The sequence below is a fragment of the Lysobacter korlensis genome (assembly GCF_042434515.1).
This window is the reverse complement of record NZ_JBHLTG010000006.1, coordinates 224,600-249,720: the sequence shown is the minus strand read 5'-3', so window position 1 is coordinate 249,720 and position 25,121 is coordinate 224,600. Positions and strand designations below refer to the sequence as shown.

Annotated in this window: 23 protein-coding genes; 7 read left to right on the top strand and 16 right to left on the bottom strand. The window is 70.1% G+C overall.

The window, feature by feature from the left end; translation table 11 throughout:
* Positions 1 to 455: 455 nt before the first annotated feature.
* From ACFFGH_RS23500 to ACFFGH_RS23490, 3 genes are read left to right on the top strand one after another with little or no spacing between them, the layout of a single operon-like run.
* A complete protein-coding gene (locus ACFFGH_RS23500; RefSeq protein ID WP_386672878.1) occupies positions 456 to 1,253 on the top strand; it encodes a hypothetical protein in 798 nt (265 codons plus the stop codon).
* Positions 1,250 to 1,672 carry a phage holin family protein gene (locus tag ACFFGH_RS23495; protein ID WP_386672876.1) on the top strand — a complete coding sequence of 141 codons (423 nt, stop codon included), beginning with the start codon at positions 1,250 to 1,252 and terminating at the stop codon, positions 1,670 to 1,672. The genes ACFFGH_RS23500 and ACFFGH_RS23495 overlap by 4 nt, the downstream gene beginning before the upstream one ends.
* A gap of 13 nt (positions 1,673 to 1,685) precedes the next feature.
* On the top strand, positions 1,686 to 2,450 hold the full coding sequence (locus ACFFGH_RS23490; RefSeq protein ID WP_386672874.1) for a DUF3618 domain-containing protein: 765 nt from the start codon (positions 1,686 to 1,688) through the stop codon (positions 2,448 to 2,450).
* A 76-nt stretch (positions 2,451 to 2,526) separates the two neighbouring features.
* Here the strand turns inward: ACFFGH_RS23490 and purH are convergent, their stop codons facing one another.
* From purH to ACFFGH_RS23475, 3 genes are read right to left on the bottom strand one after another with little or no spacing between them, the layout of a single operon-like run.
* Positions 2,527 to 4,137: a bifunctional phosphoribosylaminoimidazolecarboxamide formyltransferase/IMP cyclohydrolase gene (gene purH, locus ACFFGH_RS23485; protein ID WP_386672872.1), complete on the bottom strand. Its 1,611-nt coding sequence runs from the start codon at positions 4,135 to 4,137 to the stop codon at positions 2,527 to 2,529.
* Positions 4,134 to 4,727: a phosphoribosylglycinamide formyltransferase gene (gene purN, locus ACFFGH_RS23480; RefSeq protein WP_386672870.1), complete on the bottom strand. Its 594-nt coding sequence runs from the start codon at positions 4,725 to 4,727 to the stop codon at positions 4,134 to 4,136. The genes purH and purN overlap by 4 nt, the downstream gene beginning before the upstream one ends.
* Positions 4,728 to 4,776: 49 nt before the next feature.
* Positions 4,777 to 6,021: a cell division protein PerM gene (locus tag ACFFGH_RS23475; RefSeq protein WP_386672868.1), complete on the bottom strand. Its 1,245-nt coding sequence runs from the start codon at positions 6,019 to 6,021 to the stop codon at positions 4,777 to 4,779.
* A 126-nt stretch (positions 6,022 to 6,147) separates the two neighbouring features.
* Between ACFFGH_RS23475 and ACFFGH_RS23470 the strand changes: the two genes are divergently transcribed.
* A complete protein-coding gene (locus ACFFGH_RS23470) occupies positions 6,148 to 7,485 on the top strand; it encodes a phosphotransferase family protein (protein ID WP_386672866.1) in 1,338 nt (445 codons plus the stop codon).
* A gap of 10 nt (positions 7,486 to 7,495) precedes the next feature.
* On the opposite strand, the gene sucD is transcribed toward ACFFGH_RS23470, so the two are convergent.
* The gene (sucD, locus tag ACFFGH_RS23465; RefSeq protein WP_386672864.1) at positions 7,496 to 8,383 is read right to left on the bottom strand and encodes a succinate--CoA ligase subunit alpha; all 888 of its coding nucleotides are present in this window, start codon (positions 8,381 to 8,383) and stop codon (positions 7,496 to 7,498) included.
* Positions 8,384 to 8,399: 16 nt separating this feature from the next.
* Positions 8,400 to 9,563 carry an ADP-forming succinate--CoA ligase subunit beta gene (sucC, locus tag ACFFGH_RS23460; protein WP_386672862.1) on the bottom strand — a complete coding sequence of 388 codons (1,164 nt, stop codon included), beginning with the start codon at positions 9,561 to 9,563 and terminating at the stop codon, positions 8,400 to 8,402.
* A 186-nt stretch (positions 9,564 to 9,749) separates the two neighbouring features.
* Between sucC and ACFFGH_RS23455 the strand changes: the two genes are divergently transcribed.
* On the top strand, positions 9,750 to 10,490 hold the full coding sequence (locus tag ACFFGH_RS23455) for an oxygenase MpaB family protein (RefSeq protein ID WP_386672861.1): 741 nt from the start codon (positions 9,750 to 9,752) through the stop codon (positions 10,488 to 10,490).
* On the opposite strand, the gene ACFFGH_RS23450 is transcribed toward ACFFGH_RS23455, so the two are convergent.
* From ACFFGH_RS23450 to ACFFGH_RS23435, 4 genes are all read right to left on the bottom strand, one after another.
* Positions 10,487 to 10,972, bottom strand: a complete 486-nt coding sequence (locus ACFFGH_RS23450; RefSeq protein WP_386672859.1) for a TspO/MBR family protein — start codon at positions 10,970 to 10,972, stop codon at positions 10,487 to 10,489. The genes ACFFGH_RS23455 and ACFFGH_RS23450 overlap by 4 nt on opposite strands.
* Before the next feature lie 178 nt (positions 10,973 to 11,150).
* Positions 11,151 to 13,541 carry an ATP-dependent helicase gene (locus ACFFGH_RS23445; protein ID WP_386672858.1) on the bottom strand — a complete coding sequence of 797 codons (2,391 nt, stop codon included), beginning with the start codon at positions 13,539 to 13,541 and terminating at the stop codon, positions 11,151 to 11,153.
* Positions 13,542 to 13,732: 191 nt separating this feature from the next.
* The gene (locus tag ACFFGH_RS23440; RefSeq protein WP_386672856.1) at positions 13,733 to 15,328 is read right to left on the bottom strand and encodes a S1C family serine protease; all 1,596 of its coding nucleotides are present in this window, start codon (positions 15,326 to 15,328) and stop codon (positions 13,733 to 13,735) included.
* 150 nt (positions 15,329 to 15,478) lie between these two features.
* The gene (locus ACFFGH_RS23435; RefSeq protein ID WP_386672854.1) at positions 15,479 to 16,477 is read right to left on the bottom strand and encodes a glycerophosphodiester phosphodiesterase family protein; all 999 of its coding nucleotides are present in this window, start codon (positions 16,475 to 16,477) and stop codon (positions 15,479 to 15,481) included.
* Between the two features lie 24 nt (positions 16,478 to 16,501).
* Here ACFFGH_RS23435 and ACFFGH_RS23430 point away from each other — a divergent pair, with 24 nt between their 5' ends.
* Positions 16,502 to 17,068, top strand: coding sequence for a hypothetical protein (locus ACFFGH_RS23430; protein WP_386672852.1), 567 nt, complete (start codon positions 16,502 to 16,504; stop codon positions 17,066 to 17,068).
* Between the two features lie 47 nt (positions 17,069 to 17,115).
* Complete coding sequence (locus tag ACFFGH_RS23425; protein WP_386672850.1) at positions 17,116 to 17,916, top strand: Bax inhibitor-1/YccA family protein; 801 nt, start codon at positions 17,116 to 17,118, stop codon at positions 17,914 to 17,916.
* A 100-nt stretch (positions 17,917 to 18,016) separates the two neighbouring features.
* Here the strand turns inward: ACFFGH_RS23425 and ACFFGH_RS23420 are convergent, their stop codons facing one another.
* The 7 genes from ACFFGH_RS23420 to guaB all read right to left on the bottom strand — a co-directional run bounded on the left by ACFFGH_RS23420 (position 18,017) and on the right by guaB (position 25,048).
* Positions 18,017 to 18,349, bottom strand: coding sequence for a TfoX/Sxy family protein (locus ACFFGH_RS23420; protein ID WP_386672848.1), 333 nt, complete (start codon positions 18,347 to 18,349; stop codon positions 18,017 to 18,019).
* A gap of 32 nt (positions 18,350 to 18,381) precedes the next feature.
* The gene (guaA, locus tag ACFFGH_RS23415) at positions 18,382 to 19,956 is read right to left on the bottom strand and encodes a glutamine-hydrolyzing GMP synthase (protein WP_386672846.1); all 1,575 of its coding nucleotides are present in this window, start codon (positions 19,954 to 19,956) and stop codon (positions 18,382 to 18,384) included.
* A complete protein-coding gene (locus ACFFGH_RS23410; protein WP_386672845.1) occupies positions 19,953 to 20,396 on the bottom strand; it encodes a DUF3817 domain-containing protein in 444 nt (147 codons plus the stop codon). Before ACFFGH_RS23410 ends, guaA begins: the two co-directional genes overlap by 4 nt.
* A gap of 4 nt (positions 20,397 to 20,400) precedes the next feature.
* Entirely contained in the window at positions 20,401 to 21,165 is a 765-nt protein-coding gene (locus tag ACFFGH_RS23405; RefSeq protein WP_386672844.1) for an SURF1 family protein, read from the bottom strand.
* A gap of 63 nt (positions 21,166 to 21,228) precedes the next feature.
* Positions 21,229 to 22,350, bottom strand: coding sequence for a GuaB3 family IMP dehydrogenase-related protein (locus tag ACFFGH_RS23400; RefSeq protein ID WP_386672843.1), 1,122 nt, complete (start codon positions 22,348 to 22,350; stop codon positions 21,229 to 21,231).
* A gap of 73 nt (positions 22,351 to 22,423) precedes the next feature.
* On the bottom strand, positions 22,424 to 23,236 hold the full coding sequence (locus ACFFGH_RS23395; protein ID WP_386672841.1) for a hypothetical protein: 813 nt from the start codon (positions 23,234 to 23,236) through the stop codon (positions 22,424 to 22,426).
* 309 nt (positions 23,237 to 23,545) lie between these two features.
* Positions 23,546 to 25,048, bottom strand: a complete 1,503-nt coding sequence (gene guaB, locus ACFFGH_RS23390) for an IMP dehydrogenase (RefSeq protein ID WP_386672839.1) — start codon at positions 25,046 to 25,048, stop codon at positions 23,546 to 23,548.
* Positions 25,049 to 25,121: the final 73 nt, after the last annotated feature.

Sequence of the window (25,121 nt, the reverse complement as noted above, 5' to 3'; positions counted from 1 at the left end):
GACGGTCGTCGGCGGGCTCGGATGGTTCGTGACAGGATTCCGCAGCCCAGCGGGGCTTCGGTGGCGTGCTGGCGGGCGGTGCGCCCGGACCGGGCCGCTAGGCGGCGGACGGGGTCCGGAGGCGGAGGGCGGCGTTGACGCCGACGGCCAGGAAGGACGCTTTGCGCTGCATGGTCTCGAATCGCATGGCGGCCTCCCGTGTCTCCCGAAGCTCCGGTCAACCTGTCGCGCGGCCGGAGCCCTCCAGCCTATGCGTGCGATCTGTCGCGGCGCAACTACTCGATCAGAGATCGTGCTTTCTGGATGCTGCCTGGACGCCGGTCGGCAGGTTGCTGGGGATGCTCTCAGGGATGGTGTCGCTTTCAGGCGTGCGACGCATGGTGGAGGAAAGCCGCGCTCCGCGTTTCCCAGCGCGGCACGAAATCGTGTGGAGAACACGTAAGGAAAGGGATGCAATGAGCACGTATTCACAAGATGGGTTCACACCGGATCCCAGCACCCCGGTCTATGAGGACATCTCGCTGGACGCCACGAACACGCAGACCGGTGGCACAGGCAAGAAGGACACCGCCAAGCAGGAGGCTGCAGGCGTCGCCCAGGATGCCGCACAGGCGGGCAAGCAGGTCGCCGGCACCGCGAAGCAGCAGGCCAAGAAGGTCACCTCCGAGGCGGCCACCCAGGTTCGAGGACTCGCCAGCCAGGCCGGCAGTGAGCTGAAGCAGCAGGCCGACACCCAGCAGCAGCGCGTCGCGCAGGGCATCCGCTCTCTCGGCGAGCAGCTGAACTCGATGGCCTCCGGCACCGGCACGCCCACAGAGGGCCCGGCGCTGTCCATCGTCCGCGCGGTCGCCGACCGCGCCGACTCGGCGGCCAGCTGGCTCGAGTCGCGCGACCCGGGCTCCCTGCTCGGCGAGGTGAAGAGCTTCGCCTCGCGTCGTCCGGGCACCTTCATCGCCATCGCCGCACTTGCCGGCATCGTGGCCGGCCGGCTCACCACCTCGCTGGTGACCGAGGCCAAGGAGGCGAAGGAAGCCGAGAAGGCGGAAGCATCGTTCGCCGACTCCTCGACGACCTCCGTGATGCCGACCACCAACGTCGACAGCCCGCTGGCGCCGAGCCCAGAGGTCGCGGGCGAGACGGCGTTCCCGCCGGTGTCAGCACCGGCGACCGGCACCGGCCTCAGCGGCGGCGGCGTGAGCGGCGGGTATGAGCCCGGCGCCGGCTACGAGGGCACGGAAGGCAGCCGACTATGACGAATACCGGTGCCTCGGCCGTGGGCGGCGACAACGGCGCGGAGGACAAGGCGGCACGCACGTCGCTCGGCACCCTGCTCGGCGAGGTGATGAAGGACATCTCCACGCTCTTCCGGCAGGAGGTGGCCCTCGCCAAGGCGGAGGTCACCGACTCGGGAAAGAAGGCCGGGAAGGGCGCGGGTCTCTTCGGAGGCGCCGGCGTCGCCGGGCACTTCGTGCTGCTCTTCCTGTCGATCGCCCTGTGGTGGGGCCTCGGCGACCTGATCGAGAGCCTCGGCTGGTCGGCAGTGATCGTCGCCGTCCTCTGGGCGATCGTCGCGATCATCCTGGCACTGCAGGGCAAGAAGGAGTTCCAGAAGATCAAGGGCGCCCCGCAGACCGCGGAAACCATCAAAGAAATCCCCGAAACCTTCAAGTGAATCGAGACCGAACATGACGAATCTCAATGGACCTGATGCCTACGGCACCAACGACCCGCTGGCGCGCGGCACCACCGACCCGTCGGTGACCCGCGACACCACCGACGTGCCGATGACCCGCTCGGACGATGTGCTCAACTCCGGCGACCCGGACGCGATCCGCGAGGAGATCGAGCGCACCCGGAACGAGCTCAGCTACGACGTGGACGTGCTCGCCGAGAAGGTGAACCCGGCCAAGATCGTGCAGCGGAGGACCGACAAGGTGAAGGACAAGCTCAGCTCGGTGAAGAACCGGGTGATGGGCGTCGCGCACGACGCCAAGAGCAGCACCGGTGACGCCGCATCCGGCGTCGGCGAGTCCGTCGGCGACATGGCGTCCTCCGTCGGAGGCACCGTGTCGTCCGCCGCGAGCTCGGTCGGCACCGCCGTCCGCAACGCCCCCGCCAAGGCGGTCCAGACCGCGCAGGGCAACCCGCTCGCCGTCGGGCTCATCGCCTTCGGCGTCGGCTGGCTCGCCGCGTCGCTCATCCCCGCCAGCAGCAAGGAGCGAGAGCTCGCCTCGCAGGCGAAGGAGGCCGCGCAGCCGCTCGCCCAGGAGGTGACGCAGGTCGCCAAGGAGGCCGCGCAGAACCTCAAGGAGCCGGCGATGGAGGCGGTCGACGCCGTCAAGGGCACCGCTCAGGAGGGCGTCGAGGCGGTCAAGGCCGAGGGCCAGTCCGCCGCCGAAGACGTCAAGGGCCGCACCCAGGAGGCCAAGGACAACGTGCAGAACTCCTGACACCTGGCGACAGAGAACAGGCCGGAGCTCTCGGGCTCCGGCCTTTCCTGTCCCTCCCCCGGGTCCTGAGGAGCCGTCAGTGGAAGAAGTGGCGTTCGCCGGTGAAGTACATGGTGGCGCCGGCGGCCTCCGCTGCGGCGATCACCTCCGCGTCGCGCACCGAGCCGCCCGGCTGCACCACCGCACGGACGCCGGCCTGCAGCAGCACCTGCAGCCCGTCGGCGAAGGGGAAGAACGCGTCTGACGCGGCGACACTGCCCGCAGCGCGGTCCCCCGCGCGGGAGACGGCCAGCTGGCAGGAGTCGACGCGGTTGACCTGCCCCATCCCGACGCCGACGGACGCGCGGCCGGCGGCCAGCAGGATGGCGTTCGACTTCACGGCCCGGCAGGCCCGCCAGGCGAACTCGAGGTCCGCGAGCGTCGCCTCGTCCGCAGCCGAACCGGAGACGAGCTGCCACTCGGTCGCCGGGGCGAAGTGCTGATCGACCGTCTGTGCGAGGGCGCCGCCGGAGATGTGGCGGTATTCGATCGGCGACCGGCGGTACCCGTCCGGGAGCTGCAGCAGGCGGATGTTCTTCTTCGCCCGGAGGATCTCGAGCGCCAGGGGCTCGTAGCCGGGCGCGATGACGACTTCGGTGAATACGTCGGCGATCCGCTCCGCCATCGTGGCGCTGACCGCGCGATTGCTCGCGATGACCCCGCCGAACGCCGAGACGGGGTCGCACTCGTGCGCCAGCCGGTATGCCGCCACGATGCTGTCCGCCGTGGCGATCCCGCACGGGTTGGCGTGCTTGATGATGGCGACCGCCGGAGTCTCGAAGTCGTATGCGGCGCGCACGGCGGCATCAGCATCGACGTAGTTGTTGTACGACATCTCCTTGCCGTGCAGCTGCTCCGCCTGGGCGATGCCACGCCCGTCGCGGTCGCGGTAGAGGGCGGCCGCCTGGTGCGAGTTCTCTCCGTAGCGAAGCGTGCTGGCGAGGCTCAGCGCGATCCGGAACTCCGGCTCGAACCCGGTTGCGGCATCCGCTTCTGCGCCGACCGCGTCGTCCGTGGTCGGCCCCTGGATCGCGAACCACTCGGCCACCGCGGTGTCGTACGCGGCGGTGTGCGCGAAGGCGGCAGCGGCGAGGCGGCGGCGCTGGGCCAGCGTGGTGCCGCCGAGCGTCAGCGACTTGATCACCTGCCCGTAGTCGGCGGGCGACACGACGATCGCCACGTTCGCGTGATTCTTCGCCGCGGCACGCACCATCGCCGGGCCGCCGATGTCGATCTGCTCCACCACCGCGTCCCCCTGCGCTCCGGACGCCACCGTCTCGACGAATGGGTAGAGGTTGACGACCACGAGCTCGAAGGGCCGAACCTGCAGCTCCTCCAGCTGCGCCTCGTGGGAGCGGAGCCGGAGATCGGCGAGGATGCCGGCGTGCACGCTCGGATGGAGGGTCTTCACCCGGCCGTCGAGGGACTCCGGGAAGCCGGTGACCTCGCTCACCTCGGTGACGGCGTGCCCGGCCTCCGCGATCGTCCGCGCAGTGGACCCGGTCGACACGATCTCGACACCTGCCCCGGCGAGCGCCCCGGCGAGCTCCAGCAGCCCGCTCTTGTCACTCACCGAGATCAGCGCCCGGCGGATCGGGATGGCGTTCCGCTCCGTCCGCTCCTCGTTCGTTCCCGCGGCTGCGCTCATGCCCTCACCCATTCCCTCAGATCGATCCGGCCGGTCGCCACGCCCACGACGACGTCGAGCAGCAGCTCACGCTCGACCACCTTGATGCGGTCGTGCAGCGTGGCTTGCGTGTCCGTCGGCAGCACCGGCACCCGGCGCTGGGCGAGCACCGGCCCCGTGTCGACACCGTCGTCGACCACGATGACACTGGCCCCGCTCTCCGGGACGCCCGCCTGGATCGCGTCCCGCACAGCGTGCGCGCCGGGGAACTCGGGCAGGTAGGCCGGGTGGGTGTTGATCAGGTTCGGTGACAGCGCGTCCACCACGCCGGCCGGGAGCAGACGCATGAAGCCGCTGAGGATGACGAGGTCCGGCTGCCAGACGCGGATCTGCCGGAGCAGCTCCTCACCCCACGCGTCGCGGTCTGGGAAGGCGGTGGGGCTGACGTCGAAGGTCGGAATGCCGTAGCGCTCCGCGTGCTCGAATCCGTCGGCCGGGCGGTCGGCGCCGACGGCGACGACGTGCGCGGGGAACTCCGGGTCTTCGGCCGCCTCGAGGAGCGCCCGGAGGTTCGATCCGCCGCCGGAGATCAGAACGACGAGACGAAGCACCGGGAAAGCCTACCGCGGGCGGCCGGAGCCGCTTCGAGCCCGCGGGGGCTCAGCCCTCGACGTCCGCCAGCGACGATGTGGTGTCCGCGCGCGCCCGCCGCCCGCGACCGATGTCGAGCGTGGCCATCCCGAGCAGCGCCGCCACGCCGATCTCGATCGCCCCGAAGAGGGCGACCAGCAGCGGATCGGGGCCGACCGAGGCGAGGCGGCCCGGTCCTGCCGCACCCGCCGATGCGGCGGCGAGGGCGCCGAGGAGGACGCCGCCGACGGCGCCGATTCCGAGCGCGGTCACCGCTCTCGTCGCAGCCGACTCATCACGCACAGCGCGCCCGGTCACCGCCCCGGCGACGAACCCCGCGATCACCGGCACCGCAAGGCCGGCGAACCCGAACGACGTCTCGCCCGCCGGGATCGCGCCGAGGAGCGGGATGGCGGGAACGGGGCCGAGCGTGGTGGCGAGCGGGCTCACCGCGGAGCCGGTCCCGATCGCGAATCCCGGCCCTACGAACCAGGCAGCGGCCCAGACGACGAGGTTCGGCAGGAATGCCAGCTCCCCCAGGGTCAGCACGGCGCCGCCGAGCACGTCAGCGTGCAGGCGCTCGTACAGCGTGATGATCTCGGCGTACGACAGCACGACGAGCGCCGCGACGGCGATCGAGGAGACCAGGAGCACGAACGCCGCCGCCGCCGCCCCACCGCGGAGCGCGGTCGTCGCCATCGCGCGCGCCGCCGGCACCCAGTCCTCGATCCAGTCGCGCAGCGAGCTGCCGGTGTCCTCCCGCGGGCGGCGCAGCCGCTCCCGGGTCGACCCGAAGAGCATGCCACCGGCGAAGACCGCGGCGGGCAGCACCACGCCCTGCCAGCGCGACGGCTGCGCCAGGGGATAGTCGGCGCTCATCGTGAGCGCGATGGAGAGCAGCGCGAAGGTTGCGAGCGCCGCGAGCTCACCCGTGTGCCGGTGCGGCGACTGGGCGATCCGGCGGCCCGCACGGACCGCGAACAGCACGGTGACGAGAGCGAATCCGAGGGCGGCGATCGTCACTGTCACCGGCTCGGCAGCGCCCGCCGTTCCGAGCGACGCCGCGGTGAGCGGGTCGAGAGTCAGCCGCAGGTCGACCCCGTGCCCGAGCAGCCAGATGTCGACTGCGGCGCGCCAGAACACCAGCCAGTCGAGTGAGAACCCGTAGTGCACCGCCCACATCACCGTCAGCGGCGCCAACGCGAGCCCGACCCCGATGGCGATCACCAGCACCGCCTCGAAGGCAGAGAGCATGGCGGTGGTCGCGCGGTTCATCCCCTCGACGGTACCCGGGGGCCGCCGCGCAGCGACGCTCCCCCGCTGTGCCGGCCCGATTTCCCAACGGGTGCGCAGGCCCAGTGCTCAGCGCGACCGTTCCGCGGCGCCTGGTAGCGTCCCGGGATGCCGTCGCGGGACATCATTGCCTTCCTGTCGGACGGTGACGTGCTGCTCGAGTCGGGCATGCTGCCGGTGCTGCTCGAGCCGGACTCGCAGCGGAACGTGCTCGACCGCGTCTGCGCCGACAGGTTCACCGGGCCGGTGCACCGTGTCGGCTCCGAGGTGTTCGTGCACACCGTCGCCGGGCGGACGCCGTCGCGCCCGCCTGGCGAATGGATCGCGGTGAGCGGCCTCACCGCCGAACAGGCGACGCCGGACGAGCTTGGGCCAGCCGTCCGGTCGGCGGTCGTCACGGCCGCGCGGCAGCACTTCGGCTGGGCGCCGGCGCCGCCCCGCCGCCCCGAATGGTACTCGCCGGGCTGGCTGGACACGGTCGACGAATGGATCGACGCGGCCCTTCACTCCGTCGGCAGGCGGCGCACCGGCAACAGCATCGTCACTCGCATGTGGAGCCTGTCGGCGATCGTCCGCGTCGCGACGGACTCCGGCACGGTGTACTTCAAGGCGACCGGCGGCGGCTTCGACGCGGAGCCGGCGGTGACGGCGCTGCTCGCGAAGCGGCACGGGGAGCTGATCCCGACCGTGCTCGCGACCGCGGGCTCCGGTGCCGCGGGCTCCGATGACGCGGACCCGCGGGGCCGAGGTCGCGTGTGGATGCTGCTCGAGGAGCTCAGCGGAGTCCAGCCGGACCAGGAGCCGGGAGTGGCCCTGGCGCTCGCACCGACCCTGGCGGATCTGCAGGCCCGCTCGGTCGACGACCTTGTCGAGCTGCGGGCCGTCGGCTGCCCGGACCGGGCCGCGCCCTCGGTGCTCGACGGGTTGGCCATGCTGCTGCACGACAGCCTCGAGCTGGCACGGCTGACTGCAGAGGAACAGGCCCTGGCACGTGCGGCGGCTCCGCGGATGGCGGAGCTGGTGCACGAGCTGTGGGCCTGTGGTCTGCCCGACACGCTCACCCATGGCGACCTGCACGTCGGCAATGTCGCCTACGACGGGAGCCGCGTGCGCATCTTCGACTGGACCGACGCGGCCGTCGGCCATCCGTTCCTGGACGCGGTGCTGCTGGCCCGGTCCGCGGTCGAGCAGCCGGCGGATCCGGGCGACGGCTTCCGCCTCGACCGCGACGTCATCGACGCGTACCTGGCCCGCTGGCGCAGGCACCGTCCCCACGCCGACGTCGCCCGGGCGATGGAGCTGGCGGTCCCGGTGACCGAGCTGTACCAGGCGATCTCGTACGAGGGCATCTCCCGCGCCCAGGAGGACGCGTCCCGCTGGGAGCTGGAGGGGGTCGTCGAGCGCTTCCTTCGCCGCCTGCCGGAGCTGGTCGACGGCGTTGGGTAGCCGGCGCCGCTCAGAGCGAGGTGAAGACCTCGCGCATCAGGGCAGCGGTCTCGCTCGGCGTCTTGCCGACGCGCACGCCGGCTGCTTCGAGCGCTTCCTTCTTGGCCTGCGCGGTGCCGGACGAGCCGGACACGATCGCGCCGGCGTGGCCCATCGTCTTGCCCTCCGGGGCGGTGAAGCCCGCCACGTAGGCGACGACCGGCTTCGACAGATTCGCCTTGATGAACTCCGCTGCCCGCTCTTCCGCGTCGCCGCCGATCTCGCCGATCATGACGATCGCCTTGGTCTCCGGGTCCGCTTCGAACGCCTCGAGGGCATCGATGTGGGTGGTGCCGATGACCGGGTCGCCGCCGATGCCGACGGCGGTGGAGAAGCCGAGGTCGCGCAGCTCGAACATCATCTGATAGGTCAGCGTGCCCGATTTCGACACGAGACCGATCGGGCCAGGGCCGGTGATGGTGGCGGGGATGATCCCTGCGTTCGACTTGCCGGGGCTGATGACGCCGGGGCAGTTCGGGCCGACGATGCGCGTGACGCCGCCCTTGGACTTCGCGAGGGACCAGAACGCCGCCGAGTCGTGCACCGGAATGCCCTCGGTGATCACAATCGCCAGCGGGATCTGCGCCTCGATGGCCTCGATCACGGCGTCCTTTGCGAAGGCGGGCGGCACGAAGATGACCGACACGTTGGCGCCGGTGTCGTTCATCGCCTCGGCGACCGTGCCGTAGATCGGCAGCGACTGGCCGCCGATCTCCACGCTGGTGCCCGCCTTGCGGGGGTTGACGCCGCCCACGATGGAGGCGCCGCTGGCGAGCATGCGGGTCGCATGCTTGGTGCCCTCGGAGCCGGTGAGGCCCTGAACGATGATCCGGGAGTTCTCGTCGAGGAAGATCGACATCTCTAGTTCCTTGTCCCTACGCGTTGGCGAGTTCGGCGGCCTTGTCGGCTGCGTCGTCCATGGTGTCGACGACGGTGACGAGCGGGTGACCCGCCTCCGCCAGAATCCGGCGTCCCTCTTCGACGTTGTTGCCGTCCAGACGCACGACGAGCGGCTTGCTCGCGGTGTCGCCGAGCTTGTCGAGCGCGCCGACGATGCCGTTGGCGACCGCGTCGCACGCGGTGATGCCGCCGAAGACGTTGACGAAGACGCTCTTGACCTGCGGGTCGTGAAGGATCACGTCGAGGCCGGCCGCCATCACCTCGGCCGAGGCGCCGCCGCCGATGTCGAGGAAGTTGGCCGGCTTCACGCCGCCGTGCTTCTCGCCGGCGTAGCTCACGACGTCGAGCGTCGACATGACGAGGCCGGCACCGTTGCCGATGATGCCGACCGAGCCGTCAAGCTTCACGTAGTTGAGGTCGTGTTCCTTGGCCTTCGCCTCGAGCGGGTCGACGTCGCCGGCCTCCGCGAGCTCGGCGTGCGCGCTCTGGCGGAACTCCGCGTTCTCGTCGATGGTGATCTTGCCGTCCAGGGCGATGATCTCGCCGCTCTCCGTGAGCACCAGCGGGTTCACCTCGACGAGCGTGGCGTCCTCGTTCTTGAACAGGTCCCAGAGTCGCACGATGACCGGGACGACCTTCGGCAGGATCTCGTCCGGGAATCCTGCCTGCTTGGCGATCTCGCCGGCCTTCGCCTCGTCGATCCCGGCGAGCGGATCGATGTCGACCCGGGCCAGCGCCTCAGGGCGCTCGACGGCGAGGGTCTCGATGTCGACGCCGCCCTCGACGCTGGCGAGGGAGAGGAACGAGCGGTTCGCGCGGTCGAGCAGGATCGAGAAGTAGAACTCCTGCGCGATCCGGGCTCCCGCCGCCACCATCACCCGCCTCACGACGTGGCCCTTGATGTCGAGACCCAGGATCTGCTGGGCGACGGAGTACGCCTCGTCCGGCGAGTGCGCGAGCTTCACGCCGCCGGCCTTGCCCCGCCCGCCCGTCTTCACCTGAGCCTTGACCACGACGGTTCCGCCGAGCTTCTCCGCGGCGGCACGCGCCTGCTCCGGGTCGTCAGCGGTGATGCCGGCGAGCACCGGCACTCCGTACGACTCGAAGAGGTCCCGTGCCTGGTACTCGAAAAGGTCCACGCTGCTCAATCCCATCCGCGCATCGGCGACAAGTCCACGGCCCTCCCGGACGCCGGAATAACTCGACGTCAAGACAGTTGGGCCACAGAGAACTCTACCGGTTCGCCCTGGCAGGCCGATGCGCCTCTGTGCGGGCTCTCGGCTGTGGTAAACGGCTTCCCCCGATCGCACGGCTAGAGTGCTCGCGTGCGCCGAGCGAGCATCCGAGACGTGTCCGCGGAGGGCGCCCTCCTCGCAGGCGCCGGCGCCGCGATCCTGCTGCAGGTCGCGGAGCCGACCGTCGCGGCGGGCGTCGCTCGCCACAGCGACTTCGCCACGCGACCGTTGCTGCGCCTCCGGACCACGCTGTCGTACGTGTACGCCGTCGTGTTCGGGCGGGACGATCAGGTCGCGACCGTCCGCGCGATGGTCGACCGGGCGCACGCTTCGGTTCCGGGCGCCGCCGACCCCGAACTGCAGCTGTGGGTCGCTGCGACGCTCTACGCGACAGGGGCGGATGTCGACGAGCGGATCTGGGGACCGCTCGACCCCGCGAGCGCCGAGCAGGTGTACCGGGACAACGCCGTCCTCGGCACGGCCCTGCAGATGCCGCCGGAACTGTGGCCCCCGGACCTCGCGGGATTCCGGTCGTACTGGGAGGAACGGCGAACCCGCCTGGAGGTGACGGCCGACGCGCGCAAGGTGATGCAGGACCTGCTGCACCCGACGGCGCTTCCGTGGTGGCTGCGGCCCGGGATGCCGCTTGTCCGGCTGCTCACCGCGGGGCTGCTCCCAGCTGAGATCCGCGCCGCCTACGGCCTGCCGTGGAGCAGGCTGCGCCAGCAACGGTTCGGGCGGGCCTTCCGTGTGCTGGCCGCGGTGTACCGCCCGCTCCCGCGCCGCCTTCGGCAGTGGCCGATGCACCACTTCCTCAAGGTGCTCGACTAGCCGAGAATGTGCCCCAGGTTGACGGCGGCGACATACAGCGCCCACAGCACGCAGGGGATCATCAGCAGCGACGAGACCCGGTGCGTCCGGCTCAGGAGCACGGCCGCCACGGTGAGGACGCCGGCGAGGACGGTGACCGTCACGACCACGAGCCACAGCGCCTGCGTGCCCTGCCCCGCCACCAGGCCGAGCAATACGGGCCGCACGATGGCGGCCAGCAGCAGATTGCCGGAGAGGAGCGCGATCGCCCGCGCCCGGAGTCCCGGCTGCGGGTACATCCAGAGCAGCCACGCCGCGACCGACACCAGCAGCACCTCCGCGTACCAGACGGTGCTGCGGACCGGCATCGGCAGCTCCCACCAGAGCCGGTTCCCGTCGGCATACCAGCCGTCGATCGACACCGGTCCGAGTGCACGTGAGAAGACGCTCAGCACCACGACGGAGATCCCGACCAGCAGGATCAGCACCCACATCGACGGCATCGGCCGATCGGCGCGGACAGCGCCGCCGGAAGGTCGCAGCCCCTCAGCATCCATGGAATCCGCCCCCTGCCGGTGTGATCGGCACGAAGCCTACCCCGTCGGCTCGCACCGATCCCGGGAGCTCGATGGGCACTGGGTTTCGGGACCGCATCCGCACCGGCCCTTCGGCTGTTTGCTCCTACAGCTTCTCGATCGGGGCGATCTTGATGAGCAGGCGCTTGCGGCCCGCGGTGTCGAACTGCACCTCGGCGATCCGCTTCGTGCCCGCCCCGGTGACATCCACGACGCGGCCGTCGCCGAAGTCGACATGGCGGATGCGATCGCCCTTCTCCAGCGTCAGGTCGCCGTTGTCGCGCACCTGGTTGGTGACCTTGTTGGCCCACTCATGCTGCCGAATGGCCGGTCGGGTCGCCGACGGACCAGGCGGCAGCGAGCCGCCGTATGAGAACTTCTCGCGGCGCGCGTTCAGCGCCCGCGGCTGCGTTCCGCCACGGCTGGTCGCGTCGCCGGGCGACTGGCGCCAGTCGATGAGCTCAGGGGGGATCTCCTGCAGATACCGGCTCGGCATCGCCACCGACACGTCGCCGAACATCGACCGCGTCATCGCGAGCGACAGGTAGAGCCGCTTGCGGGCACGCGTGATCCCCACGTAGAACAGCCGCCGCTCCTCCGCCGGGCCCCCGGGCTCCCCGGCCGACATCCGGTGCGGCAGCAGGTCCTCTTCGACGCCGGTGATGAACACCGCCTCGTACTCGAGTCCCTTGGCGGTGTGGAGCGTCATCAGTGAGACGGTGCCGCTGGAGTCGTCGAGCTCGTCGGCGGCAGCGACCAGCGCCACCTCGGTGAGGAAGTCGAGCAGCCGGCCGCCGGGGTTGTTCCGCTGGAACTCCTTCGCCACCGCCAGGAGCTCCTCGACGTTCTCGGCCCGTGCCTCGTCCTGCGGGTCGCGCGATGCGCGGAGCGCGTCGATGTACTTGGTGCGCTCCAGCAGTGTCTGGAGCAGATTCGGCACCATGGTCTTCTCCTGGATGCCGGTCAGCTCGTCGAGCAGGTCAACCAGCTCGCGGATGGCACCCGTCACCTTCGGTCCGAGGCCGAGCAGCTCCACGGATCGCATCGACTCTCGCAGCGAGACCTCGTCGCGATCGGCGTGCGCCTGCAGCGCCGCCTCTGTGGCGGGCCCGATCCCCCGCTTGGGCACGTTCATGATCCGCCGCAGCGCCAGCGGGTCGGCGGGGTTCGCGATGCACACCAGGTACGCCATCACGTCTTTGATCTCGGCGCGCTCGTAGAACTTCGTGCCGCCGACGATCCGGTACGGCAGCGCCGAGCGGATGAAGATCTCCTCCAGGGCTCGCGTCTGCGAGTTCGTGCGGTAGAAGACCGCCATGTCCTTGTAGGCGATGCCCGACTTGTGGAGCGCGTTGATCTCGTCCGCGACGAACTGTGCCTCGTCGTGCCCCGAATACCCGGTGTAGCCGACGATCTTCTCACCGGCGCCGATGGTGGTGAACAGCTTCTTGTCCTTGCGGTCGAAGTTGTTCGAGATCACCGAGTTCGCGGCGTCCAGGATGTTCTGCGTCGAGCGGTAGTTCTGCTCGAGGAGGATCACCTTGGTGTTCGGGAAGTCGCGCTCGAACTCGACGATGTTGCGGATGTCGGCACCGCGGAACGCGTAGATCGACTGATCGGAGTCGCCGACGACCGTGAGCGATGCGGGCGGCACGGAGCCGCGGTCGTCGAGGATGCGCACATTGGTGTCACCGGGGCCGAGCGCCTCCGGCTCCGGCGAGCGGGTCAGCTCGCGGATGAGCGAGTACTGCGCGTGGTTGGTGTCCTGGTACTCGTCCACCAGGATGTGCCGGAACCGGCGCTGATAGATCGCCGCGACGCCGGGGAAGGCGCGGAACAGGTACACCGTCTGCGCGAGGAGGTCGTCGAAGTCGAACGCATTCGCCCGCTGCAGCTCCCGGGTGTACTGGCGGAAGCACTCCAGGAACATGACCTCGTTGGGGTCGTTGAAGTTCGCCTGCCTGGCGTACGACTCGACATCGCTGAGCTCGTTCTTGAGCTTCGAGATCTTGTTGGCGACGGCGCTGACGGTCAGACCCACCGCATCCGCGTCGAGGTCCTTGACGATCCGCTTGATCAGCGCGCGGCTGTCGGCGGAGTCGTAGATGGTGAAGTTGCGGGTGAAGCCGAAGTGCTCCGCCTCCCGCCGCAGGATCCGCACGCAGGCGGAGTGGAACGTGGAGATCCACATCCCCTCGGCCTTCTGGCCGACGAGCGCCTCCACACGCTCGCGCATCTCGTTCGCCGCTTTGTTGGTGAACGTGATGGCGAGGATCTGGCTCGGCCACGCCTCCCGAGATGCGAGCAGGCTCGCGATGCGGCGCGTCAGCACGCTCGTCTTGCCGGAGCCGGCGCCCGCGACGATCAGGAGGGCGGGCCCGCGGTACTCGACGGCCTCCCGCTGCTGCGGGTTGAGGCCCTCGAGCAGGCGGTCACGCGTGTCGCCAGGCCCTGCCGATGCGGGGACGGTGACGGGGACGCCGGATACGGAGGTCATTGCGATTCAAGTGTAGGTCGGCCGTCCGACGCCGACCTCCGGAGGCGGTCCGGCGACCAGACACAACGACACCCCGGGGGGAGGAGATCCTCCCCACCGGGGTGTCGTCGGCACCGCCTGCCCGACCAGCCGATGCCGTCCTGAGTGCGGGTTTCCGGCGCTTTTCGGGGAAGCCGCCGGTCCCACAGGCGTCAGAAGCTGGCGAAGAAGCTTCCGAGCGCCCGGTCTGCCACCGCGAGGTCCGCGTCGGAGTTCGCCTGGACGGCGACCACGATCGCGTGGCTCTGGTTCATGTCCGTCGCGGCCACCACCAGGTAGGAGGCGCCGGTGTCGCCGCAGCCGGTCCAGTAGCTGAAGGTGCCGGTGTAGTAGCTGTCCTCGAACGCGTCCCGCGCGTCCTCGGTGCAGCCGGCACCGGGCAGGGCGTTCGTCGTGTCGTTGAGGATGTCGTCGACGGACATGTTCGAGAGCGCATCCTGCGACGCCATCACCGCGAGCCCGGGGGTGTTCCAGCTGCTGAAGTAGGAGTCCAGGTCGGTGCTCGCCACCAGTCGCGCCCAGCTGTTGCCGGCCTCGTCGGTGAACGGGGAGCCGTCGATGTCGGACCAGTCGGCCGGCACATCGACCGTGACGATGCCCGAATCGTCGGACACGTTCACGAAGTCGCCGGTCGTGCCGCCGCCGCTGCCGCCGCCGCTGTTGCCGCCGTCCTGACCGAGCACGGTGACCGCTTCGATGGGGGCCTCGCCGTTGAACTGGCCGCGGTAGTAGAGGCCGTCCGCCGGGCGGTAGAGCTCCACGTCGAGGGCTGCGTCCTGGCCGTGGGTGCGCAGCACGTCGCAGTACTCGCTCATCGTGCCCTGCGTGCCGAGGGTGACGCCCTGCATGCGGGTGAGCAGGTCGCCGGGCTCGACACCGGCCTTGTCGGCCGCGGAGCCGGCTGCGACGGAGGCGACCCAGATGCCGAGACCCGTGCCGTCCTCACCCATCAGCGCCTGCGCGTTGATGCCGAGGCTCAGCACGCTCTCGCCGGCGGCGAGCTGCTCGACGACCTCCATCGCCTCGTCACGGTGGATCGCGAGGTTGGTGTCGTGCTGGTCGTTGCCGGCGTAGTTCACGCCGACGATGCGCCCATCCGGGTCGACGAGCGGTCCGCCGGAGTTGCCGCCGCGGATGCGGGCGTCGTGCTCGATGACCGAGTCGATGGAGGCCCACGGGGTCTCACCGGCGGTCTCCGCCTTCGACACGATGCCGCGGGTCATGGTGAAGGTCGGGTCTCCGAGCGGGAAGCCGGCGGCGTACACGTCCTGTGCGGTCGTGATGTCCTTCTTCCGCCACTCGAAGTACGGGTAGTCGTCGCCATTCAGGTCGATGACCGCGAGGTCGAGGCACTCCGAGGAGCCGAGCACCTTGGCGTTCAGGGTGTCCGTGGTGTCGCCGCCGCGCCACACCTCGAGGGTGCCGGCGCCGACCACGACGTGGTTGTTGGTGACGGCGATGCCGTCCGGGCTGATGATGAAGCCGGAGCCGCGGCCGGCCGCCTCGAAGGCGCCCTCGGCAGGGTCGACGAAGGTGCCGATGGCCTCGATCTGGATGGTTGCGGACTGGACGCCGTCGAAGTCGACGCCTCCGCCTCCGCCGCCTGCCGCCCCTGCGGGCGGCGTGGCGGTGCCGAGGCCGAACGGCATACAGGCGGAGAGCGAGACGGCGAGGACGGGGAGTGTTGCGACGGTGGCGAGCGCACGCCGGCGCTTGGTTGTGGCCCCCAGTCGGGAAGGGGTGTTCATGGCGGTTTCCTTATTTCGAGGGAAGCGGCTCGCGCCGCTCGGCCACACCCTGCGGCCGATGGATTCCACCGTGCCGGTCCCGCCGCCCTAGGCCACAGGGACCGCTGTCCCGACCAGTCGGGAGGTCGGTCCCGTGCTTTCCGGGGCGTTTCAGGCAGTCGTGAGGAGCTCGCGGACGAGATCGGGATGATCTGCGAACACGCCGTCGACACCGCTGTCGATCAGGGTGCGGAACTCGGTCGGCCAATCGCCGTACCCGCCGGCGCGCGAGCCGGTCCGCAGCGACCTCGGCAGGAAGCGGTTCTCTGGGCGGAGCGTCCAGCAGTAGATGCTCAGCCCCGCCTCGTGCGCGCGGTGCGCCAGGTCGGTGGCCCCCACCAGCCTGCCCCGCTCGATGTCGAGCAGCAGCCGCTTGTTCACGCTGATGCCATGCACCTCCGTCGCGAGCCGCGCGAGGCCCCCGTCGGTCAGATGGTCGGCGAACGTGCGGGCGCCCGCCCCGTCCCGGGACACCAGGTCGGCGGGCGATCCGGACTCCTCGAGAAGGAAGACGTATCGGCCAGGCACCCCGCGCGCTCGGATGCGCTCGAGGACCGTCTGCTCGAACGCCTCGACGATGAGGTTCTCGCCCGTCGCCCAGCCGCTGATCTCGTCGGCGAGGAGCTCGTCGAGCGGGATCCCGATCGAGGAGAAATAGTCGGCATGCTTGATCTCTGCGACCATCGCGATCTGCCGCCTCGCCCGGTCCGACGCGTCGTCGATCATCCGCATGAGGTCCTTGAGGCGCAGGATGCCGTACCAGCCGTTGAAGACGGTGTTGGCGGCCCGCACGCCCGGGATGCGCTCGAAGGACCGGAGGGTCCGCAGCTCCTCCCAGGTGAAGTCCTCGGTGAACCAGCCCGTGAGCGCCACCCCGTCGACGCGCTTCGTGGTGCGACGGTCCGCGAACTCGGGGCGGGACGCGACGTCGGTGGTGCCCGATATCTCGTTCTCGTGCCGCAGCACCAGCACGCCGTCGCGAGTCGCGACGATATCCGGCTCGACCGCGTCGGCGCCGAGCGCGAACGCGAGCGAGTACGCCGCCGTGGTGTGCTCGGGCCGATACCCGCTCGCACCGCGGTGCGCGATGACAAGGGGCGTGCGGGGCATGAGCCACACCCTAAACTGCTCGCCATGGCGGGGGTCGAGTTCGCGGCCGGGGCAGGGCCGGGCAGACGCCGGCGCGCGGCGGAGCTCCGCTGGCAGGAGCCGACCACGCGACTCGCGCTGCGCTGGGGCACCTACCGCGGCCGCTACCTGGCCGGGCTGCTGCTGATCGTGGGCGGTCTGCTGCACCTGCAGTCATCCACCACACACCTGCTGTGGCCGCTGGTGGTGGGCACCGTGGCGCACACGATCGGCTGGTGGATCCTGCCCGCGGCAGGGTGGCGCCGGCTGGTCGTGCCGCTGGCGTGCGGGGTGCAGGTGTGGCTCCTGCTGACGGGGCCGCAATCGATGTGGACGCTCCTCATCCCGTACTGCGCCTGGCTGCTGGTGCGCCACCGCCCCGCGGTCAGCTACACCACGGTGCCCGCCGTGGCGGCGAACGGGGTGCTGGCGATCGTACTGTTCCGGGAATACGCGCAGATGCCGCTGGCGTTGTTGATGAGTGCGGTGGTCCTCTCGGGCTCGGCGTGGGCGGCACGATTCCTCGCCGCGGCCAGGAAAACCAAGGCCTCCGCCGGTAGGATGTTCAAGTGAGCGGTCCCAAGTTCACAGCATCGGACCGCCCCGAACAGAGGATGTCAATGGCAAGCTCAAACCCCGCATTCACGAACTCACCGGCGTTCAAGGCGCAGGCAGCGGTGCCCGCGGCGATCAGCGCGCAGCAGCTCGACGAGCTGTACGGGCGTCCGGCCGCGACGCCGGTCGAGACCGACCGGATGACGTATGAGGACACCATCGTCAAGACGGTGTTCTCGTTCGCGATCCTCCTCGCCGGCGCGGTCGTCGGCTGGATCTTCCCCGTCCTCGCGCTGCCCGCCGCCCTCATCGGCTTCGTGCTGGCGCTGGTCAACATCTTCAAGAAGAAGCCGTCGAAGGCCCTGGTGCTCTCGTACGCGGCCTTCGAGGGCGTGTTCGTCGGCGGCATCTCCGCGTTCTTCGAGACGATCTACCCGGGCATCGCCGTGCAGGCCGTCCTCGCGACGCTCACCGTGGTGGGTGTGACGCTCGCGCTGTTCACGAGCGGCAAGATCCGTGCCTCCAAGAAGGCCACGAAGATCTTCCTGATCGCCATGATCGGCTACGCCGTGTTCTCGCTGATCAACCTCGGCATGATGTTCTTCGGCGCGACCGACCAGCCCTTCGGCATGCGGAGCTGGGAGATCCCGGGCCTGGGGATCCCCCTCGGCGTCGTGCTCGGCGTTCTGGTCATCTTCATGGCGGCGTACTCGCTGGTGCTCGACTTCGACAACATCCAGCGCGGCGTGCGGAACGGCGCTCCGCGGGTGTTCGCCTGGCAGGCCGCCTTCGGCATCATGGTGACCGTCGTGTGGCTCTACATCGAGATCCTCCGCCTCATCGCGATCCTGCGAGGCAGCGAGTAACACGCAACACTCGAACGGGCCGCCCCTCGGGGCGGCCCGTTTCCGTTTCCGCCGGTCGGCGATCCGGGGTCGTGCTCCCGTGGGAAGCTCCCCAGCGAGGTCAGCGCCGGAGGCGGAACCGAAGGGCGACTTCCACCCAGTCCTCGAGGGCGTCGTCGTTCTCGAGACCTTCTGCGTCGACGTGCAGCCATCCGATGCCCATGGACCGGCCGGCGCCCATCTCCGCCCGGGAGGCGTGCGGACGCTGGAGCAGCTCGGCGTCCTCCGCTGGGTCGACGCGCACGAGCAGGCTTCCGTCCTTGTGGACCGCGACCACCATGGCGCCGTCGACCATGACGGCGACAGCACCGAACATCGGCACCTCCCGGACGGGAAGGTCCGGAAGCAGCGTCCGGATCCGGGCGAGCTGCTGCTCGGTCTCGGCGGTCGGCATCCGCGGCCTCACTTCCAGTCAGCGGGCTCCGGCTACTCCCACTCGATGGTGCCCGGAGGCTTCGAGGTCACGTCGAGCACGACCCGGTTCACCCCGGCGACCTCATTCGTGATCCGGTTGGAGATCTTCGCCAGCACCTCGAACGGCACCCGTGTCCAGTCCGCGGTCATCGCGTCCTCGGATGACACCGGGCGAAGGACGATCGGGTGTCCATAGGTCCGTCCGTCGCCCTGAACGCCGACGGAGCGCACGTCGGCGAGGAGCACGACCGGGCACTGCCAGATCTCCTCGTCCAGTCCCGCCGCGGTGAGCTCCGCGCGCACGATCGCGTCGGCGGCGCGGAGGAGCTCGAGGCGCTCCTCGGTGACCTCGCCCACGATCCGGATGCCGAGCCCGGGGCCGGGGAACGGCTGCCGGCCGACGATCGCCTCAGGAAGGCCCAGCTCCCGTCCGATGGCCCGCACCTCGTCCTTGAACAGGGTGCGCAGCGGCTCGACCAGCTCGAACTGCAGATCCTCAGGCAGCCCGCCGACGTTGTGATGACTCTTGATGTTCGCAGTTCCGGCGCCACCACCGGATTCCACCACGTCGGGGTACAGTGTGCCCTGCACCAGGTAGCGCACCTTGTCGCCCTCCGCTTTCGCCTCGAGGACGAGCGCCTCCGCGGCGCCCTCGAACGTGCGGATGAACTCCCGCCCGATGATCTTGCGCTTCTGCTCCGGGTCGCTGACCCCGGCGAGCGCGTCCAGGAACTGCTGGCGCGCGTCGACGGTGACGAGCCGGACGCCGGTCGACGCGACGAAGTCCTCTTCGACCTGACGGCGTTCGTCCGCCCGGAGCAGGCCGTGGTCGACGAAGATGCACACCAGCTGGTCGCCCACCGCCTCGTGCACCAGCGCCGCCGCGACGGCGGAGTCGACGCCGCCGGACAGGCCACAGATGACCCGGCCCTCGCCGATCTGCTCGCGGATCTTCGCCACCTGCTCGGCGATGACGCTCCCGCTGTTCCAGTCGGACGGGATGCCGGCGGCGCGGTGCAGGAAGTTCTCGAGCACCTGCTGACCGAACGGTGAGTGCTTCACCTCTGGGTGCCATTGCACGCCGTAGAGCTTCTTCGCGTCGCTGGCGAACGCCGCGACGGGGGTGGCGTCGCTGGATGCCAGGACGTCGAAGCCATCCGGCGCTTTGGAGACGGAGTCGCCGTGGCTCATCCACACGGTCTGGTCCGCCGGGGATCCGCCCAGCAGGCTGCCGCCGTCACCGGCGACCCTGACGGCGGTGGAACCGTATTCCCGCAGGCCGGTGTTCGCCACCTCGCCGCCCAGGGACTTCGCCATCGCCTGGAAGCCGTAGCAGATGCCGAGCACGGGCACTCCGAGGTCGAGGATGCCGGGGTCGAGCGCCGGGGCGCCCGGCTCGTACACGCTCGACGGGCCTCCCGACAGCACGATGCCCGCGGGCGACTTCGCGGCGATCTCCGCCGCGGTGATGGTGTGCGGAACGATCTCCGAATAGACGTTCGCCTCTCGCACGCGACGGGCGATCAGCTGTGCGTATTGCGCGCCGAAGTCGACGACGAGGACCGGCTTGTGGTCGGTTTCGGTCACGGGCGGGTCTCCACGAGGTCGGGGGCTTCCGCATCGACGAGGGGGCGAAGCCGCTCCTCGACGTCGCGCGGCACGCGCCGCTCCAGGAAGAAGGACAGGAAGGGGATCACACCGCCGAGGGCGATGACGACGAAGCGCGCGAACGAGAAGCGCAGGTAGCGCCAGAGCAGGAAGTCGCAGGCGAGGTAGAGCACGTACAGCCACCCGTGCACGATGAGGATGAACATCGACAGGTTGATGCCGGTGATGAGCTCCTTCGGCGTCAGCGCGAGGAATCCGTAGGCACCGGCGAGCTCGATGTCGACGCCGACGCCGTATCGGAGCACCATCATCAGGCACAGCAGCAGCAGGAACGTGCCGGTGATGATCGACGAGACCTTGTACACGGCGAGTGTGCGGCGGATGCGGGGGACGTCGGCTTTCCGGGGACCCAGCGGCATGCCTCTAGTCTACGGCGGCCGCCTGCGGCGACTGGTCGCGGTCCTGCTCCGCCTCCTGCTCGCGCTCGTCCGCCACCAGCCGGTACCAGATGAACAGGGCGAAGAGGGCGAAGACTGCCCACTCGATCGCATAGAAGAGGTTCAGCCAGTTGACCGCGACGGGGGGCTCGGGCTCTGGACTGTCGATCCGGCCGAGTCCCGGCCATTCGTCGTGGAGCAGCAGGTAGCCGCCGTAGATGGCGTCGACGTCGTCCCACAGGTTGACGAGCTCCGCCGGCGCGAGCGCGGTGCGCTCCCCCGCCTCGAAGTCGGACTCCTGGGGGCCCTCACCGGGAAGGTAGCGGCCGGTGAACTCGGCCGGCTGCTCCGCCGTCGGTGCTGCGGCGAGCGCCGCATCCTCGCTCTCCGCCCAGCCCAGCGCGACCGGCAGGGTGGCGCCGTTTTCAGTGTCGAGCCGGCCGACGAGCCAGACGGATTGCGCTCCGCCGCCGGAGCGTCCGGTGAGCAGAACCGGCTCCTCGGCTCGCAGGGTGCCCGATACGGTGACCACCCGGCCCGCCTCGTTCTCGGTCACGCTGGTCTGCGGCTCGGTGAGCTCGGTCAGGGGAACGGCGGTCTCGGTGTCGATGGTCGGTGCGTCGGTGGCGCGGAAGCTGCGCTCGAGCTGCCACTGCCCGAGCCAGGCGAGCGTGCCCGCGATGGCGAGCGCGAGCAGCAGCGCGGCGATCCAGCGCGGTCGCCGAGCGACCTTCCAGACGCCTGTATCCACTTCGCTCTCCGATTCGCGTGTCGCCGGTTCCCCGGGCGGCTCTGTGCGCTCGGCTGGCGCCGCCTAGTGGGCGGTGTACGGGGCGACGACCACTTCGACCCGCTGGAACTCCTTGAGATCGGAGTATCCGGTGGTGGCCATCGAGCGCCGCAGCGCCCCGATGAGGTTGACCCGGCCGTCTGCGGTGTGGGACGGGCCGAGGAGGATCTGCTCGAGGGGAGCGATCGTGCCGACCTGCACACGGCGTCCGCGCGGGAGCTCCTCGTGGTGCGCCTCTGGCCCCCAATGCCAGCCGCCGCCGGGCGCTTCGGTGGCGCGGGCGAGGGTGGAGCCGAGCATCACCGCGTCGGCGCCCATCGAGATCGCCTTCACGAGATCGCCGCTGGTGCCGAGGCCGCCGTCGGCGATGACGTGCACGTAGCGTCCGCCCGATTCGTCGAGGTAGTCCCGGCGTGCGCCGGCGACATCCGCCACGGCGCTCGCCATCGGGGCGTGGATGCCGAGCGTGGTGCGCGTGCTGGACGCGGCTCCCCCGCCGAATCCGACGAGCACGCCGGCGGCTCCGGTGCGCATGAGGTGCAGGGCGGCGGTGTAGGTGGCGGCGCCGCCGACGATCACGGGGACGTCGAGCTCGTAGATGAACTCCTTGAGGTTCAGGGGCTCGCTCGACTTGGCCACGTGCTCAGCGCTCACGGTGGTGCCCCGGATGACGAACAGGTCGACGCCGGCGTCGATGACGGTCTTGTGGAACTGCTGGGTGCGCTGGGGGCTGAGGGCGCCGGCGACGGGCACCCCCGCCGCACGGATCTGCGCGAGGCGGCTCTTGATCAACTCCGGCTTGATCGGCTCGGCGTAGAGGTGCTGCATCCGTTCGGTGGCCTCGGCCTCGGGCAGACCCCGGACCTCGGCGAGCGCGCCTTCGGCGTCCTCGTAGCGGGTCCACAGGCCCTCGAGGTCGAGCACTCCCAGACCGCCGAGCTTGCCGATCGCGATCGCGGTGGACGGCGAGACGACCGAGTCCATCGGGGCGGCCAGCACCGGCATCGTGAAGGTGAACGCGTCGATAGTCCAGGTGACCGACACATCCTTCGGGTCCCGGGTGCGGCGGCTCGGCACCACGGCGATGTCGTCGAAGGAGTAGGCACGCCGGGCGCGCTTCGCCCGCCCGATCTCGATGTCACTCACCGCCCCAGCCTACCGGCTCCCCGATTCGCGAAAACGGCCCGCTTCGGCGTCACCGGGCCGCCGCGGCGGCCCGTCAACGCCGATTCCGGCCGCGTTCGAGCGGGAGGCCGGCCTCCAGCAGCAGTCCGCGCAGCTCGGCCGGGTGCGTCGCGGCACGCCAGTCCCACCGGACGATCTTCGGGCCGAGCGCACGCAGGCGGTTCTCTCGCCGCTTTTCGGCGATGAGCACTTGCGCAGGAGCGGCTCCGGCAGCGAACTCCGGAGCCAGGTACTTCACCGCGCCGTCGAACTCGCCGATCACCCCATGCTCCGGCCACCAGAAATCCGTCATGCCGACGAAGCCCCTACGGTCCTCGAAACGCTGCTGCAGCACCGGACGCGGGAACCCGAGCTGGTGGAGCACGACGCGACTGAGCGACTCCCCCGGAGAACCGGCGAGCGGATCGGCGAACTCCAGTGCTCGGAGCACCCTGGGACGGGCGCGCGGCGACGACAGCCGGTCCGTCAGCAGCCGCAACATGGAACGCGATGTCACGGCACCTTCAGGTCCGAGCGCCCAGTCCAGCGCGACGACCGCGTCGGCGAAGGGCATCACCGAACAGTGGTCGACGAGGGTCCTGAGCACGCCGGTGATCCGCACACCCTGCTGCGCGACGACGTACACCTCCTGATCATCGGTGGCGTGCCGCTGGAAGGCGCCCTCAGTGCGACTCCCCGACGCCCTCGAGGTGAGCACATGGATCCGCGAGGGAAGGGGCCGGATCCGCGGGATACCCCAGAACAGCGCCGCGGTCTCGTGACTGAGGACAGGTCGGGACGGGCTGGCGTTGGCGGCGGCGACGGCGCGGATCCAATGCTGGTCCTCCGGCTCGAGGCCCTGCCACACCGTCGCGTCGAGGCGCCGCGATGCAGCCGCACGTAATCGCCACGGCTTGCGGCGTGCCGGTATGCCCGGTCATCAGCGCCGACTCGGCGGACCTCGGAGATCAGCGTGAAATCTGTGCCGGATGCGATCGGGTCCATCCGGCCAGCGTGCGGCCGTCAGATGCGTCTGCTCCGCGGGACCACCCACCGGTGCAGCGGTCACCGCTGAGAGCGACGCGCGCCGCATCGCCGAACACGGGTCACTTCGGCGTTCGCGGGCCGCCGCGGCGGGCCGGTCACGCCGAAATGGCCCGGTTTCGTCGGGGGTCGGTCAGCGGCGGTAGTTGGGGGCCTCCACCACCATCTGCACGTCGTGGGGATGGGACTCCTTGAGGCCCGCGGCGGTGATGCGCACGAACTTGCCCTTGGCGCGGAGCTCCGGGATGGTGCGGGCGCCCGTGTAGAACATCGACTGCCGGAGGCCGCCGAGCAGCTGGTACACGACCGAGCCGACGGGTCCCCGGTATGGCACCTGTCCCTCGATGCCCTCGGCGATGAGCTGCTCGTCGCTCGGGACGTCGGACTGGAAGTAGCGGTCCCGCGAGTACGACGTCTTCTTGCCTCGGGTCTGCAGCGCGCCGAGCGAGCCCATGCCGCGGTACTTCTTGAACTGCTTGCCGTTCACGTAGACGAGGTCGCCGGGGCTCTCGTCGGTGCCGGCGAGCAGCGAACCGAGCATCACGGTCTCGGCGCCGGCGACGAGCGCCTTCGCGATGTCGCCGGAGTACTGGAGGCCGCCGTCGGCGATCACCGGCACGTCGGCCTCGCGAGCGGCGAGCGACGCCTCGTAGACGGCGGTCACCTGCGGCACGCCGACCCCGGCGACGACCCGGGTGGTGCAGATGGAGCCCGGCCCGACCCCGACCTTGATGGCGTCCGCACCGGCCTCGATCAGGGACTTCGCGCCGCTTCGGGTCGCCACGTTCCCGCCGATCACGTCGACCGCGGCGAACGCGGGGTCGCTCTTCAGCCGGCGGATGATGTCGAGCACGCCGGAGCTGTCCCCGTTGGCGGTGTCGACGACGATCACGTCGACGCCCGCGTCGAGGAGGGCCCCCGCACGCTCCCAGGCGTCGCCGAAGAAGCCGATGGCCGCCCCGACCCGCAGGCGGCCCTCGCCATCCTTCGTCGCGTTCGGGTACTTCTCCGTCTTCTCGAAGTCCTTGACGGTGATGAGGCCGCTGAGCCGTCCGTTCCCGTCGACGAGCGGCAGCTTCTCGATCTTGTGCTGCGCGAAGATCGCGACGGCGCTGTCCGGGTCCACACCGACCGGCGCGGTGATGAGCGGCGCCTTCGTCATGACGTCGCGCACGAGCGTCGTCGCCTTCTCGAACGGCGACACGAAGCGCATGTCGCGGTTCGTGATGATGCCGACGAGCTTGCCGTCTCCCTCGATCACGGGGAGCCCGGAGACGCGGAACTGACCGCAGAGGGCGTCCACCTCCGCGACGGTCGCGTCGGGCGTGGTGGTCACCGGATTCGTGATCATCCCGGATTCGCTGCGCTTCACCCGGTCGACGTGCTCAGCCTGGTCGGCGATTGAGAGGTTCCGGTGCAGCACGCCGATGCCGCCCTGCCGCGCCATCGCGATCGCCATCCGCGACTCCGTCACGGTGTCCATGGCGCTGGAGAGCAGCGGCGCACTCATGGTGATGCGGCGCGTGAGGCGGGTGCTGGTGTCCGCCTCGCTCGGGATGACGTCGGTGTGCCCTGGCAGCAGCATCACGTCGTCGTAGGTCAGGCCGATGAAACCGAACGGGTCAGGCTGGTCCATGATTCCCTTGCGAAAAGAAGAGCGAATTGAGAAAAGAGGATCCGGTTGCGCCGCTGAATACCGGTATCCAATG

Bases quoted from the DNA above. Each gene is read 5' to 3' on its own strand.
- ACFFGH_RS23500 (WP_386672878.1), top strand. From the start codon at position 456: ATGAGCACGTATTCACAAGATGGGTTCACACCGGATCCCAGCACCCCG.
- ACFFGH_RS23495 (WP_386672876.1), top strand. From the start codon at position 1,250: ATGACGAATACCGGTGCCTCGGCCGTGGGCGGCGACAACGGCGCGGAG.
- ACFFGH_RS23490 (WP_386672874.1), top strand. From the start codon at position 1,686: ATGACGAATCTCAATGGACCTGATGCCTACGGCACCAACGACCCGCTG.
- purH (WP_386672872.1), bottom strand. From the start codon at position 4,137: ATGAGCGCAGCCGCGGGAACGAACGAGGAGCGGACGGAGCGGAACGCC.
- ACFFGH_RS23475 (WP_386672868.1), bottom strand. From the start codon at position 6,021: ATGAACCGCGCGACCACCGCCATGCTCTCTGCCTTCGAGGCGGTGCTG.
- ACFFGH_RS23470 (WP_386672866.1), top strand. From the start codon at position 6,148: ATGCCGTCGCGGGACATCATTGCCTTCCTGTCGGACGGTGACGTGCTG.
- sucD (WP_386672864.1), bottom strand. From the start codon at position 8,383: ATGTCGATCTTCCTCGACGAGAACTCCCGGATCATCGTTCAGGGCCTC.
- ACFFGH_RS23450 (WP_386672859.1), bottom strand. From the start codon at position 10,972: ATGCCGTCGATGTGGGTGCTGATCCTGCTGGTCGGGATCTCCGTCGTG.
- ACFFGH_RS23445 (WP_386672858.1), bottom strand. From the start codon at position 13,541: ATGACCTCCGTATCCGGCGTCCCCGTCACCGTCCCCGCATCGGCAGGG.
- ACFFGH_RS23440 (WP_386672856.1), bottom strand. From the start codon at position 15,328: ATGAACACCCCTTCCCGACTGGGGGCCACAACCAAGCGCCGGCGTGCG.
- ACFFGH_RS23435 (WP_386672854.1), bottom strand. From the start codon at position 16,477: ATGCCCCGCACGCCCCTTGTCATCGCGCACCGCGGTGCGAGCGGGTAT.
- ACFFGH_RS23430 (WP_386672852.1), top strand. From the start codon at position 16,502: ATGGCGGGGGTCGAGTTCGCGGCCGGGGCAGGGCCGGGCAGACGCCGG.
- ACFFGH_RS23425 (WP_386672850.1), top strand. From the start codon at position 17,116: ATGGCAAGCTCAAACCCCGCATTCACGAACTCACCGGCGTTCAAGGCG.
- ACFFGH_RS23420 (WP_386672848.1), bottom strand. From the start codon at position 18,349: ATGCCGACCGCCGAGACCGAGCAGCAGCTCGCCCGGATCCGGACGCTG.
- ACFFGH_RS23410 (WP_386672845.1), bottom strand. From the start codon at position 20,396: ATGCCGCTGGGTCCCCGGAAAGCCGACGTCCCCCGCATCCGCCGCACA.
- guaB (WP_386672839.1), bottom strand. From the start codon at position 25,048: ATGGACCAGCCTGACCCGTTCGGTTTCATCGGCCTGACCTACGACGAC.